At 72.8% G+C, this 12,541-nt stretch carries 12 protein-coding genes; 6 read left to right on the top strand and 6 right to left on the bottom strand.

Translation table 11 applies throughout. The annotated features are described in order from the left end of the window. Positions 1-380 precede the first annotated feature (380 nt). From Ani05nite_RS34965 to Ani05nite_RS34955, 3 genes are read left to right on the top strand one after another with little or no spacing between them, the layout of a single operon-like run. Positions 381-1,709 (top strand): serine hydrolase domain-containing protein, encoded by a 1,329-nt coding sequence (locus Ani05nite_RS34965; protein WP_203775553.1) that lies wholly within the window; start codon positions 381-383, stop codon positions 1,707-1,709. A 45-nt stretch (positions 1,710-1,754) separates the two neighbouring features. Continuing rightward, complete coding sequence (locus Ani05nite_RS34960; protein ID WP_203775551.1) at positions 1,755-2,591, top strand: patatin-like phospholipase family protein; 837 nt, start codon at positions 1,755-1,757, stop codon at positions 2,589-2,591. Next, positions 2,588-3,655, top strand: a complete 1,068-nt coding sequence (locus Ani05nite_RS34955) for a 1-acyl-sn-glycerol-3-phosphate acyltransferase (protein ID WP_203775549.1) — start codon at positions 2,588-2,590, stop codon at positions 3,653-3,655. The genes Ani05nite_RS34960 and Ani05nite_RS34955 overlap by 4 nt, the downstream gene beginning before the upstream one ends. 35 nt (positions 3,656-3,690) lie before the next feature. Here Ani05nite_RS34955 and Ani05nite_RS34950 read toward each other — a convergent pair whose 3' ends face one another. Then, positions 3,691-4,500 carry a hypothetical protein gene (locus tag Ani05nite_RS34950; RefSeq protein WP_203775547.1) on the bottom strand — a complete coding sequence of 270 codons (810 nt, stop codon included), beginning with the start codon at positions 4,498-4,500 and terminating at the stop codon, positions 3,691-3,693. Between the two features lie 239 nt (positions 4,501-4,739). Between Ani05nite_RS34950 and Ani05nite_RS34945 the strand changes: the two genes are divergently transcribed. Beyond that, complete coding sequence (locus Ani05nite_RS34945; RefSeq protein ID WP_203775545.1) at positions 4,740-5,033, top strand: 4a-hydroxytetrahydrobiopterin dehydratase; 294 nt, start codon at positions 4,740-4,742, stop codon at positions 5,031-5,033. Positions 5,034-5,110: 77 nt separating this feature from the next. After that, a complete protein-coding gene (locus Ani05nite_RS34940) occupies positions 5,111-6,256 on the top strand; it encodes an FHA domain-containing protein (RefSeq protein WP_203775543.1) in 1,146 nt (381 codons plus the stop codon). Between the two features lie 37 nt (positions 6,257-6,293). Here Ani05nite_RS34940 and rocD read toward each other — a convergent pair whose 3' ends face one another. The 4 genes from rocD to Ani05nite_RS34920 form a co-directional block, all read right to left on the bottom strand. Continuing rightward, complete coding sequence (gene rocD, locus Ani05nite_RS34935) at positions 6,294-7,505, bottom strand: ornithine--oxo-acid transaminase (RefSeq protein WP_203775541.1); 1,212 nt, start codon at positions 7,503-7,505, stop codon at positions 6,294-6,296. Next, positions 7,498-8,310, bottom strand: a complete 813-nt coding sequence (gene ddaH, locus Ani05nite_RS34930; protein WP_203775539.1) for a dimethylargininase — start codon at positions 8,308-8,310, stop codon at positions 7,498-7,500. The genes rocD and ddaH overlap by 8 nt, the downstream gene beginning before the upstream one ends. A 302-nt stretch (positions 8,311-8,612) precedes the next feature. Then, positions 8,613-9,284 carry a hypothetical protein gene (locus tag Ani05nite_RS34925; protein ID WP_203775537.1) on the bottom strand — a complete coding sequence of 224 codons (672 nt, stop codon included), beginning with the start codon at positions 9,282-9,284 and terminating at the stop codon, positions 8,613-8,615. A gap of 117 nt (positions 9,285-9,401) precedes the next feature. Next, the gene (locus Ani05nite_RS34920) at positions 9,402-10,010 is read right to left on the bottom strand and encodes an ATP-dependent Clp protease proteolytic subunit (protein ID WP_275410693.1); all 609 of its coding nucleotides are present in this window, start codon (positions 10,008-10,010) and stop codon (positions 9,402-9,404) included. A 135-nt stretch (positions 10,011-10,145) separates the two neighbouring features. Between Ani05nite_RS34920 and Ani05nite_RS34915 the strand changes: the two genes are divergently transcribed. Next, the gene (locus tag Ani05nite_RS34915; RefSeq protein WP_203775535.1) at positions 10,146-10,967 is read left to right on the top strand and encodes an Fpg/Nei family DNA glycosylase; all 822 of its coding nucleotides are present in this window, start codon (positions 10,146-10,148) and stop codon (positions 10,965-10,967) included. Here the strand turns inward: Ani05nite_RS34915 and Ani05nite_RS41570 are convergent. Next, on the bottom strand, positions 10,953-12,434 hold the full coding sequence (locus Ani05nite_RS41570; protein ID WP_239130950.1) for a polysaccharide deacetylase family protein: 1,482 nt from the start codon (positions 12,432-12,434) through the stop codon (positions 10,953-10,955). The genes Ani05nite_RS34915 and Ani05nite_RS41570 overlap by 15 nt on opposite strands. Positions 12,435-12,541 lie beyond the last annotated feature (107 nt).

Genomic DNA, 12,541 nt, shown 5'->3' with positions numbered 1-12,541 from the left:
GGTGGGCAGGTCGGCAGGTGGGCCGGCGCGTTGGAGGGTTGGGCTGAAACTTGTGGCGCCAAGACCCAAGAACCCACCCCGACTCCTCAAGATCGGCGCGCTGGCCAGCCTGACGGGGTTGGCTGGCAGGATGCCCGGCCGGCCGGCGGGCTGGTAGGGCTGGCGAGCGAGCAGGCGAGCGGCCTGGCGACCTGGTTGAAATCGAGCCGGAAGAGGGCCAGGCACCGCGTGGTGTGACCGCCGTCCCCATCACGGCACCGGGCAAATCACGTCGCCGCCGTCCCGTGGCGGCTTCCGGACCCCCGCCCGTGGGGTATCTCCGCCCGAACCGGCCAACTACCGGCCCATCCCGGCCGGTCCGGCGTGGCATCATCGTCGCCGTGGATATTCGTCGGCGGTCTCTGCTCGGGGGTGGGCTTGCCGCCGCGGCGGCCACGCTAGCCGGTTGCGCCGACAAGATCGGCCCGGTCTGGAACGATCCGGCGCCCGTACCGGTGGCCGACCAGGTGTCGGTCGCGCCGTCGAAGACCTCCGCCGCGTTGCGGCCGGCCCCGGGGCAGACCCGCGCCGCCGCGCCGCCGGCCTACGCCGCCCGGGTGCAGAGCACGCTGACGAAGTACCTGAAGCCGACCCCCGACAATCCGAAGCACCCGGGCTACGCCGGAGCCGTCGCGCTGGTCATGGTCGACGGCCGGACCACGTTGCACACCGCGGTCGGGCATGCCCTGCGTTACAAAGCCGGCCCGGTCGAGCTGCCCGTGAGCAAACGCGTCGCGATGAAGCCGGATGCGATTTTCGACCTGGCCTCGCTGACCAAGGTCTACACCGCCCTGCTCGTGCTGCAACTCGCCGGCCAGGGCAAGGTCGACCTCGACGCGCCCCTGCAGCGGTATCTGCCCGAGTTCAGCGGGGCCGGCAAGGCCGCGATCACCATCGCCATGCTGCTCGCCCACACCTCCGCCCTGCCGGTCGGCGCCAAGGTCACCGGTCTGGCCGACAACGCCGCCCGCTGGCGGGCCGTGCTCGCCACTCCGCTGGTCAAGGGTGGCGTGCCCGGCACCACGTTCCGCTACTCCAGCGTCGGGCTGATGGTGCTGGGCCGCCTCGTCGAGAAACTCACCGGCAAGGGCCTGGACAAGGCGCTGAGGGACAACCTGCTGACCCCGCTCGGCCTCAAGGACACCGGCTTCCGACCGCTGAAATGGGTTACCAACAAGGAACGCCTGGTCGCCACGGACGCCCGCTCATCCCGAGGTCTCCTGCGGGGCACGGTCCACGACGACGTCTGCAACCAACTCGGTGGGATCGCCGGCCACGCCGGCCTCTTCGGCACCGCCAAGGACGTCGCGGTCGTCGGCCAGTTGCTGCTCAACGGCGGCATCCACAACGGCCGGCGCCTGATCTCCGCCGACGTGCTGAAGAAGGCCCTCACCAACGTCAACAAGGGCAGGAAAGCCGTCGACGCCGACCGCCCGCACCGCACCGCCGACCACGGCCTGGGTTTCGAGATGAACCAGCCGTGGTTCATGGGCGCGCTCGCCGGCCCGGCCACCTACGGCCACACCGGCTTCACCGGCACCTCGCTGCTGGTCCGTCCCGACCGCCGGATGGTCGTGGTGCTGCTGACCAACCGCGCCCACCCCAACTGGAGCTGGTCGAACCCCGACACCCACCGGGTCGCCGTGCACAACGCGATCGCCCGGAATTGAGCTTGATCTTGACGTCGGGAAATCCTCCCGTGAAACGATGACGGGATGGATGGCCCGGTTGCTTTTGTGCTCGGCGGCGGAGGCGTGCTCGGCGCCGTGCAGGTGGGCATGCTGCGTGCCCTGTTCCGGGCGGGTCACCGGCCCGATGTCGTGGTCGGCACCTCCATCGGCGCCGTCAACGGCGCCCTGGTCGCCGCCGACCCCACCGAGGCGGTGACCGAGCGGCTCGTCCGGCTCTGGTCCTCGCCCGAGGCCGCCGAGGTGTACGGCGACTCGCTCGCCCGTCAGCTCCGCCGCTTCGCCGCCCGTACCCACCTGCACTCGCCGCTGCCGTTGCGCCGGCTGCTCACCGGGGAGCTGGGGGAGCAGGCCACCTTCGCCGACCTGAAGGTGCCGTTCCGCTGTTGCGCCGCCAGCATCGAGCGGGCCGCCGAGCACTGGTTCGACAGTGGCCCGCTGGTCGAGGCCGTGCTCGCCTCGTCGTCGGTGCCGGGGCTGCTGCCGCCGATGGAGATCGGCGGTGAGCATTTCGTGGACGGCGGCATCGTCAACTCGATCCCGATCGGTGAGGCCGTGCGGGTCGGCGCCAAGCAGATCTTCGTGCTTCAGGTGGGCCGGATCGAGCGGCCGCTGGTGGCGCCGAAGCGGCCGTGGGAGGTCGCGCAGGTGGCGTTCGAGATCGCGCGCCGGCACCGGTTCGCCCGCGATGTTGCATCGCTGCCCGACGATGTACGGGTGCATGTGCTGCCGACCGGCGGCGGCGAGAGCCGCGACGACTCGCCGTGGGCCTACCGTGACATGGCCGCGGCCGGGCGCCGGATCAGTCGCGCCTACACGGCCTCGCGCCGCTACCTGGCCGCCAACGTGAATCCCGGTGCGTGATGCTGCCTCCCGTCTGGGTCCGCCGGCTGGTGATCGCCCCGGCCGTGGTCGTGCTGTCCGTCGTGCTGCTCGTCACGCTGCCGGTGTGGCTGATCGTGGCGCTGGCCGCCTCGCCGTTCATGCCCGGGCATCTGCGGGTGCCGCGGCTGGTCTTCCTGGCCATCGCCTACCTGGTGTGGGACGCCGCGGCGCTGGTGTGCCTGGCCGCGCTCTGGGTGGCGTCCGGGTTCGGGTGGAAGATCCGCGGTCCGGCCTTCCAGCGCGCCCACTACGTGGTCACCGGCTGGTTCCTGGACGCGTTGTTCTGGCTGGCCCGGTGGTCGCTGCACCTGAGCATCGACGTGGTCGGCACCGATCCGGACACCGGGATGCCGGGGCGCCCCGAGGTGGTGGTGAGCCGGCACGCGGGTCCGGGGGACTCGTTCGTGCTCATCCACGGGCTGGTCAACTGGTTCGACCGGGAGCCGCGGATCGTGCTCAAGGCGAGCCTGCAGTGGGATCCGGCGGTCGACATCCTGTTGAACCGGCTGCCCAACCGGTTCATCTCGCCCGGCCGTACGCGTACGGCGTCGCTGGAGCAGGAGATCAGCGACCTGGCCACCGGGCTGGACGACAACGACGCCTTCGTGATCTTCCCGGAGGGCGGCAACTTCACCCCGCACCGGCGGACCCGGGCGATCGAGTTCCTGCGGTCGCGGGGCATGAAGGAGATGGCCGACCGGGCCGAGGGCCTGCGCAACGTGTTGCCGCCCAAGCCGGGCGGGCTGTTCACCGCGATCGACGCGGCGCCGGACGCCGGGGTCATCTTCGTCGCGCACACCGGGCTGGACCGGATGGTAACGGTCCGCGACGTGTGGCGTGAGCTGCCGATGGACAAGCAGCTGGTGATGCGGTTCTGGAGCGTGCCGCCGGAGGAGGTGCCGGCCGGCGAGCAGGAGCGGGTGGCCTGGCTCTACGACTGGTGGGCCCGGATCGACGCGTGGATCGAGGAGAACCGGCCGCAGTCGCGCCCGCTGGGCACCGACTGGTCGGTGCGGCACAAGGTGAAGGCCCAGGCGCGCTGAGCGCCCGGGCCTCCTCCGCATAGCCGGTACGGCGGTCAGCCCCCCAGCGTCGTGTACAGGCTGTCCGGCGCCTCGGTGGTCTCCGTGGCGGCCGGCTTCTGCGCCTCGACCTTGATGCCGTAGTCGGTGTAGAGCACCTCGAGCGGCTGGGCCTGCTGGCCGTTGACCGCCGGGAGCTGGATGGTCAGCGCCGACAGCCGGCCCTGCTCGTCCAGGCCGGCGGTGAACGGCACGTTCTGGGCCTGCGCGCCCCAGGTCTTGACCAGGGTCTGGTCCACGCCCGCGACGCCGGCGGCCTTGGTCAGGTCGAGCGTGCCGCGGTAGCTGCGCGAGTCGGCCTGCTGCACGTCGGTGGTGGAGGTGAGCAGCTGCGCGGTGTTGGCCGGGTCGATCTGGCCGGGCCGCAGGCCGACGTCGGCGCCCTCGGGCAGCCGGGACACGTCGACGTGGGTCCAGGTGTCGCCCTTGGTGACGCCGGGGACCTTGACGTACAGGTCCTGGCCGACCAGCAGCGTCTTGACGTTGATCTCGGTGTTCGGCCCGGTGGCGGTCAGGTCCGCGGTGCCGGTGCCGTTCGGGGCGTCCATCAGGCCGGTCAGCTTGAGGCCGGGGCCGGAGGTCAGGCTCACCTTGAAGCTGGTGGTGCCGAGCGCGGCGGTGGCCTTGGCCAGCGCGGCCACGGCGGCCGGGTCGGCGCTGCCGGTGGGGGCGGCGGACGCGCTGGGGGTGTCCGCTGCCGGGCTCGCGCCGGGGGTGGCGGTGTCGTCGGCCGCGCAGCCGGTCACCGCGAAAGCGACCGCGGCCATGGATGCGAGGCCGAGTCCGGCGAGTCGTGGCGTCCGCATGTCGGTCCTTCCTTGCCCTGCCGCACGTCCGGGGGTGACGGCGGTCGGGGTCTGGTGTGCCCGATGGGGCGGCTGCGCAAACGAATCCCGGGCGGCGCCGGCCTGTTGGCGAGGCGCCAGGTGGGGCGGGTACAGCGATCGCCACCCATCGATTGATGGCGGTTCGCCGGGGGAAACCGGCGCGACATCCTGGTCCGAGGCGCGGTGGCCGGGGAGCGTACGGGCATTAAGGTTGTGTCATGGCTGACCTGCTCGACGCCGATTCCCTGCGCAGTGCCGTGGCCGTCCTCGACGGCTGGGAGGGCGGGACGGAGGCGATCGTCCGCACCGTCGGCCTGCGCAGTTTCCCGGCGGCGATCGCTGTCGTCGACCGGGTCGCGAAGGTCGCCGAGGAGATGGACCACCATCCGGACATCGACATCCGCTGGCGCACGCTGACCTTCCGGTGCGTCACGCACGCCGCCGGTGGCGTCACCACGCGCGACATCGCGCTCGCCAACCGCATCGACCGGATCCTCGCCGACGCGTCCTGAGCCCCTGATTGGGCGGGCGGCGGCACCAGACGGCATGATGGCCGGAGGTAGCCGCACGCGCACGTACAGGAGGCCCCGTGAGATTCGAGGTCAGCAAGGTCCTCGACGCGATCGAGGCCCGGCTCACCACCGACCCGGCCCTGGCCCGCGCCGTGGTCGACCTGTCGGAGATCGTCCGGTACGCCGACCTCGACGGCGGCCGCCCGGCCAGCATGCTGCGCCTCGGCCTGGTCATCGACGCGCTCGGCTGGCACGTCTCGGAGGAGAACGTCCCGGTCTACGCCGTGGTGCCCCGGGGCCTGCTCTCCGACGCCGACCTGACCTCCAACGAGCGCATGGTGGTCCGCCGCTGGGCGGACGACGGCGTGGTCGAGGTGGTGCCCCAGCTCGACGACCGGGTGCTCGAGGTGGCCGAGCTGCTGGGCCTGCCGGTGCTGACCCGCACCCGGGCCGAGCAGTTCCGGGACCGCCGCCCGTGGGTCGAGGAGCCCGGCCGGCTGCTGGCCGCGGTGCCGGGCGCCGGCGGCCCGGTGCTGGTGGCGCGGATCGGCCGCGGGGAGATCCCGGCCGTCGGTGAGCCGTCCCCGATGGGCCGCAAGCTGCTCGCCCGGGTGTGGAGTTGCCCCGAGTCGAACTGCAACGCGTTCGGCTCCGGCGGGGACCCGGACAGCCCGTTCGCGGACATGCGCAAGGTCACCGCTCCGGTCGCCCAGCCGCCGCCGTCGCTGCGCTCCGGCGCGCCCACCTGCCCGCGGCACGGCACCCGGCTGCGCGACGCCGGTGCGCGCCCGGCCGTCGAGGTGCTCTCGGTACGGATCGACGGCGTGGTGCGCCAGCGTTTCGTGGTCTCGACCGACCGGCCCGTGGTCGTGGGCCGTGCCCCGGAGGGCGGCGGCGTGATGCTGGGCCAGTGGCTCACCGACGACGCCCGGAAGTGGATCAGCCGCGGCCACGTGCGGCTCGCGCTCAGCGGCGGCGAGCTGACGGCCCAGGACGTGAGCACCAACGGTACGGGGATCCGTCCGGGCGGCTCCCTGGACGACGACGACCGGATCACCCTGAACCGCGACGAGACCCGCACCCTGGCGGCGAACGACGTGGTGGAGCTGTACGCGGGCGTGAACGTGGGCCGGGCCAAGCTGTGGGCGACCGGCGGCGTGACCCAGCCGTCCTCGGTGATGGCGGAGGCCCCGACGATGGCGATCCGCAAGTTCGAGCGCTGAGCCGCCGCGCCCGGTGAGGGCGCGGCGGCCGGGCTTCTTACGCCAGGATGGCCTTCAGCTGGGCCACCGCGTACTCCAGGTCCTCCTCGGTGACGACCAGCGGCGGGGCCAGCCGGATCGTCGAGCCGTGGGTGTCCTTGGCCAGCACCCCGCGCTCGGCGAGCCGCTCGACGGCCTGCCGCCCGGTCAGCAGCGCGGGGTCGATGTCGACGCCGGCCCACAACCCCCGGCCGCGGACCGCCAGGACGCCGTGGCCGACCAGCTCGCCGAGGCGCTCGTGCAGCAGCGCCCCCAGCCGGGCGGACCGTTCCTGGAACTCCCCGGTCGCCAGCAGCCGGACCACCGCGGCGCCGACCGCGCAGGCCAGCGGGTTGCCGCCGAAGGTGGAGCCGTGCTGGCCGGGCTGGAGCACGCCCAGCACGTCCCGGTTCGCCGCCACGGCGGACACCGGCACGATGCCGCCGCCGAGCGCCTTGCCGAGCAGGTACATGTCCGGCACGACGCCTTCGTGCTCGATCGCGAAGGTCTTGCCGGTGCGGCCGAGGCCGGACTGGATCTCGTCGGCGATGAAGAGCACGTTGTTGTCGTCGCACAGCGTGCGCACGCCGGCGAAGTAGCCTTCGCCCGGGATCAGCACGCCGGCCTCGCCCTGGATCGGCTCCAGCAGCACGGCCACGGTGTTCGGGGTGACCGCGGCGGCGAGCGCGGCCAGGTCGCCGTACGGCACGATCTTGAAGCCCGGGGTGTACGGCCCGAAGTCGTCCCGCGCGTCCGGGTCGGTCGAGAAGCTGATGATCGTCGTCGTCCGGCCGTGGAAGTTGCCGTCCGCGACGATGATCTCGGCCTGCCCTGCCGGTACGCCCTTGACCTGGTAGCCCCACTTGCGGGCCACCTTGATCCCGGTCTCCACCGCCTCGGCGCCGGTGTTCATCGGCAGCACCAGGTCCTTGCCGCAGAGCTCGGCCAGGCCGTGGCAGAAGTCGGCGAACTGGTCGTGCACGAACGCCCGGCTGGTCAGCGTCAGGCGGTCGAGCTGGGCGTGCGCGGCGGCGACCAGGCCGGGGTGCCGGTGGCCGAAGTTCAGCGCCGAGTAGCCGGCGAGGAAGTCCAGGTAGCGGCGGCCGTCGACGTCGGTGACCCAGGCGCCCTCGGCGTCGGCGATCACCACGGGCAGCGGGTGGTAGTTGTGCGCGGTCCAGCGCTCGGCGTCGGCCAGCGCGGCCGGTGTCCGCAGGTCGAGATCAGTCACGGGTACGAACCTCCAGGGTGCAGCACTTCGGACCGCCGCCGGCCTTGCGCAGCTCGGACACGTCGACGCCGACGGTGGAGTAGCCGGCCGCCCGCAGCGCGGCGTTCAGCCCGGTCGCCTGGACCGGCAGCACCACGGTACGGCCGTCGCTGACCGCGTTGAGACCCAGCACCTCGGCGTCGGCCGCGGTGGCGATGACGGCGTCCGGGAACAGCCGGCGCAGCACGGCCTGCGAGCCGGGGGAGAACGCCGACGGCAGGTACGCGATGTTCTTCTCGTCGAGCACGCACAGGGCGGTGTCGAGGTGGTAGTAGGCCGGGTCGACCAGCTGGAGGGTGATCACCGGGCGGCCGAAGACCTCCTGGGTCTCCGCGTGCGCGGCGTGCGCGGTGCGGAAACCCGTGCCGGCCAGCAGCACCTCGCCGGCGAGCAGGATGTCGCCTTCGCCCTCGTTGGTGTGCTTGGGAGCGAACACGTCGAAGCCGCTCTCGCGGAACCAGGCGGCGTACGCCGGGGCCTCGTCGGCCCGCTCGGCGTCGCGGAACTGCACGGCGAGCACCTTGCCGTCGACCACGGTGGCGCCGTTGGCGGCGAAGACCATGTCGGGCAGGCCGGGCAGCGGCTCGATCAGCTCGACGGTGTGGCCGAGGTCGAGGAACGTCTGCCGCAGGTTCTCCCACTGGCTGACGGCCAGGGCGTTGTCGTAGGGCGCCGTCGGGTCCATCCACGGATTGATCCGGTACGTGACGGCGAAATGGGTCGGCCGGCACATGAGATAGCGGCGCGGGGTGGCGGTGGGCGTCATGCGGCAACGCTATGCGCGAAGTGCCTGCGTACGCCCCGGATCAACCATGCGCGCGACGGCGGATCGTTGCGTGATGGGGGCCTGGGGCGACGATTCGTTGCAGATGCGTCGGGGGCGGCGAACCGCCGCCCCCGCACAACGATGCGGTGCCGTCCCGAACCGGTCGATGTGATCGCCGATCGGGATCGATGCCGCGCTGTCCGGCGCACCGCCGGATGGTTTCGGGGCGGGAACGGCTGATGACCGTCCCGGTTCCGAGATTCACCGGCGATGCATCACCGCCGGTGAATGTCTGATACCCGTCAGAAGCGGTCGATAAACTGGGCGTCCAGCCAATTTCGCACGCTGTTCACCGGCTCCATGTCGGTGCCGAGCCAGGAGAGCGAGCCGGTCAGGGCGAGCACGCCGACCACGATCGCGCCCAGCGAGAGGATCATGCCGATCAGGGCGTCGGTCTTGCCGGCGATGTGCCGCTTGCCGGTGGCGTGGATGCCGCTCAGCGACAGGATGAGGGCCAGCACGGCCAGGCCGATGCCGTAGCCCAGCAGCGGGCCGGAGAGCACGAGCAGGGCGGAGACGACGCCGACGATCAGGCCGAGCGTGGCGAGCAGGCTGGCCCGCGGCTTCGGCCCGGCGACGACCGGCGGCTGCTCGATGGTCGGCTCGTCGGGGCGGGCGCCGAAACCGGCCCGGTCGGTGCGGGCGGCGACGGGCCGCGGGGCCTGCAGGTCGCGGCTCTTGAGGTCGTCGCGGGTCTTCGGCTCGGTGTCGACGGCACGCTGGTTGACCAGGGTGTCCTCGTCCGCGGGGCGGCGGCGCTCGACGACCGGCGGCGCGGCGGGCGGCGGGGTCACGGAGGCGTCGGCGCGGGGCCGCACCGGGGTGGTCGAGTCGGTGGCGCTGGTCGCGCCGGCCGGACGCTCTCCGGTCTCAGCGGTGGTGTCGGACTGGCGCGAGAACGTCGGAAGTCTCATCGTCAGCACCTCCTTCAACCTTGGGGATGCCCTCGCTATACCCCACAGGCCGGGCGCCGACACAAACGCGACGGCGGCGGGCGCCGGCCGAGCCGGGCACCCGCCGCCGCGGACGCGTCAGACCAGGGCGGACGTCGCGTTGACGTCGGTCGCCTTGGAGATCACGTGGTCGACGATGCCGTAGTCCTTGGCCTCCTGGGCGGTGAACCAGCGGTCGCGGTCGGAGTCGCGGCCGATCTCCTCCGGGGTGTGCCCGGTGTGGAAGGCGATCCGCTCGTTCATGACCGACTTGATGTGCAGCATGCTCTCGGCCTGGATGGCGATGTCGGCCGCGGTGCCGCCGATGCCGCCGGAGAGCTGGTGCATCATCACCCGGGCGTGCGGCAGGGCGTACCGCTTGCCGGCGGTGCCGGCGCAGAGCAGGAACTGGCCCATCGATGCCGCCATGCCCATCGCGATGGTGGCCACGTCGTTCTTGATGTACTGCATCGTGTCGTAGACGGCCATGCCCGCGCTGATGGACCCGCCCGGCGAGTTGATGTACAGGGCGATGTCCTTCTCGCTGTCGGCCGAGGCCAGCAGCAGCATCTGGGCGCAGATCCGGTTGGTCACCTCGTCGTTGACCTCGCTGCCGAGGAAGATGATGCGCTCCCGGAGCAGCCGCTCGAAGACCTGGTCGTCAAAGGATGCGCCACCCGCCCGCATCGCGATCTCATCATCTCTCATCGCACTCATGGACCCACCCTCTCGCACGAGCCGGGAGCGTGTCGCACCCACCCGGCATTCGACGCCTCCCACCTTCCCCGGTATCGGCGCCCGATCCCAGCAATTCTCCTCAGGGCGAAAGGCTAGGGTTCACCGGTGCCAGAGGGACACACCATTCACCGACTCGCCGCGCGGCACCGGGCGCTCTTCGCCGGGCAGACCGTGCGGGTGGCCAGCCCGCAGGGCCGGTTCGCCGCCGGGGCCGCGCTGCTCGACGGCCGCACGCTGGTCGACACCGAGGCGTACGGCAAGCATCTGCTGCACCACTTCGACGACGAGTCGGCGCTGCACATCCATCTCGGCCTCTACGGCCGGTTCGCCGACGGCGAGCTGCCCGCCCCGGCGCCGGTCGGGCAGGTCCGGCTGCAGCTGTCCGGCGCCCGGCACTGGCTGGAGCTGCGCGGTCCGACGGCCTGCGAGGTGCTCGACCCGGCCCTGGTGGCGGCGCTGCGGGCCCGGCTGGGGCAGGACCCGCTGCGGGACGACGCGCGGCCCCGGCTGGCGTACGACCGGGTGGTGGCCAGCGGCCGGCCGGTGTTCGCGCTGCTGCTGGACCAGACGGTCGTGGCCGGGTGCGGGCTGATCTACGCCAACGAGGTGCTGTTCCGGGCCGGGCTGGCCCCGGTCACGCCGGGGCGGGAGATCGGCGCGCGGTGCTGGGACGAGCTCTGGGACGACCTGCGCGCCCTGATGAAGGAGGGGGTCGCGCGGGGCCGGATCGACACCGTCCACACCGCGCACACCCCGGAGGCGATGCGGCGGGCGCCGCGGGTCGACCGGCACGGCGGCGAGGTGTACGTCTACCGCCGCACCGGCCAGCCGTGCCTGATCTGCGGGACGGCGGTCAGCCGGGGCCCGATGGCGGGCCGCAACCTCTACTGGTGTCCTACCTGCCAGCCGGGGTCAGAGCGCCCCTGAGGCCGGGCTCGCGGCCACGCTGGGCGCGGCCGCCGGGGGCTCCGGCTGCTCCGGGATGCCCAGCGCGAAGTTGTCGGTCAGCCAGGGCAGCAGCTGCTCGTACGCCAGGATGGTGTCCGGCTGGTTGAAGTCGTGGGACAGCACGATCGCGCCGGCCCGGACGTCCTTCTGCACGCCCTTGACGATCTTCTCGACGTGGGCGGCGTCGTCCTCCTCCTCGGCGTGCTCCCAGTCGCGCGGGTCGACCTCCCAGTAGAGCGAGGTCATGCCGTCCGCGTACGCCGTCTGCACCAGCGCGTCGGTGAAGTTGCCGCCGGGGGCGCGGAAGAACGGGATCTGCGCGCCGGGCACGGCGGCCCGGATCGCCTCGTTGGTGCGGCGCAGGTCCGCCTGGATCTTGCCGGGCTTGTCCTGGCCGATGGTCAGGCTGTGGTCCCAGGTGTGGTTGCACAGCGTGTGCCCCGCCGCGACGATCTGCCGGACGATCTCCGGGTGCCGCCGCACCTGGGTGCCGACCAGGCAGAACGTCGCCTTGACGCGGTGCTGGGCGAGCAGCTCGAGGATCTTGGGGGTCTGCACCGGGTCGGGGCCGTCGTCGAAGGTGAGCGCGACGACGGTGGAGCCGGTGGTGCGCAGCGACCGGGCGGGGCCGTTGCCCTCGGGCACCGGGATCGCGGGCGCGGTCGTCGTCGCGGACGGCGCCGGCCGGGCCGGGCCGGACGGCTGGGCCGCGGGCCGGGCCGGCGTGGTCGTGGTGGGCTTCGGGGCCGCGGCGGGCGGCTCGGCGTCCTGTCGCGGCGCCTTGCCCGGCTTTCTCGCGGGCGCCTTGGTCGCGGTGACGGTCCCGTGGTCCGCCGCGTTCACCGGGTTGACGTCCGGGTCGCTGCCTGGCCGCATCGGCACGGCCAGCAGCAGCCCGACCGCGACCAGGGCGGCGAGCAGGGCCTGTTGCCGGCGCCGGCCGATGAGCAGCCAGGACTCGATGGGCAGGGTGCCGGGGGCGCGGTGGCTGCCGGTGACGGGCGGTCGGCCGCTCTCGGCCAGGGCCCAGCCGCGGACGGCCTCGGCCGCGTCGCGGACGACGGGAAGTGGGCGCACGGTGATGGCCAGCGGATCGCCCGCCTTGGCGTGCCTGCCCCGGGCCGGGCCGCCGACGGCGCCCGGCCGCCGGGGCGCCGGAACCTTGCGGCGGCCGTCCAGGCGGGCCCGGCGCGGAGTCAGCTCCAGGGCGGTACGGCGTCCGCCGGCCACCCGGATCGTCGCGGGCGGGCGCAGCACCGTGGCGTCGGCCAGCGACTCCGGGCGCCGGTGCCGGCCGATGGCGGTCTCCCCGTCGAGCACCTGGACGTGCGGGAAGCCACCGGTCGTCGCGGTCAGCGCGCTGCCGTGGCGGGCGCGCGCCGCCGACTGGGCGGCGTGTCGCGGCCCGTTGTCCGGCGCCGAGCGGGGGGAGGGGAGCGACGGCATTCGTCATGCCTACCGGTTTACAAGATCGAAAACGATACCGCTTTCGTGATCACTGCATGACCGAAAGTGATCCGCCCTGCTCACGGCGCTGGGCGCAGAGCGGATTG

The sequence above is a fragment of the Actinoplanes nipponensis genome (assembly GCF_016862275.1).
GTDB classification, from domain to species: Bacteria; Actinomycetota; Actinomycetes; order Mycobacteriales; family Micromonosporaceae; genus Actinoplanes; species Actinoplanes nipponensis.
The sequence above is the reverse complement of the archived record's forward strand: the minus strand, read 5'-3'. Positions and strand labels throughout refer to the sequence as shown.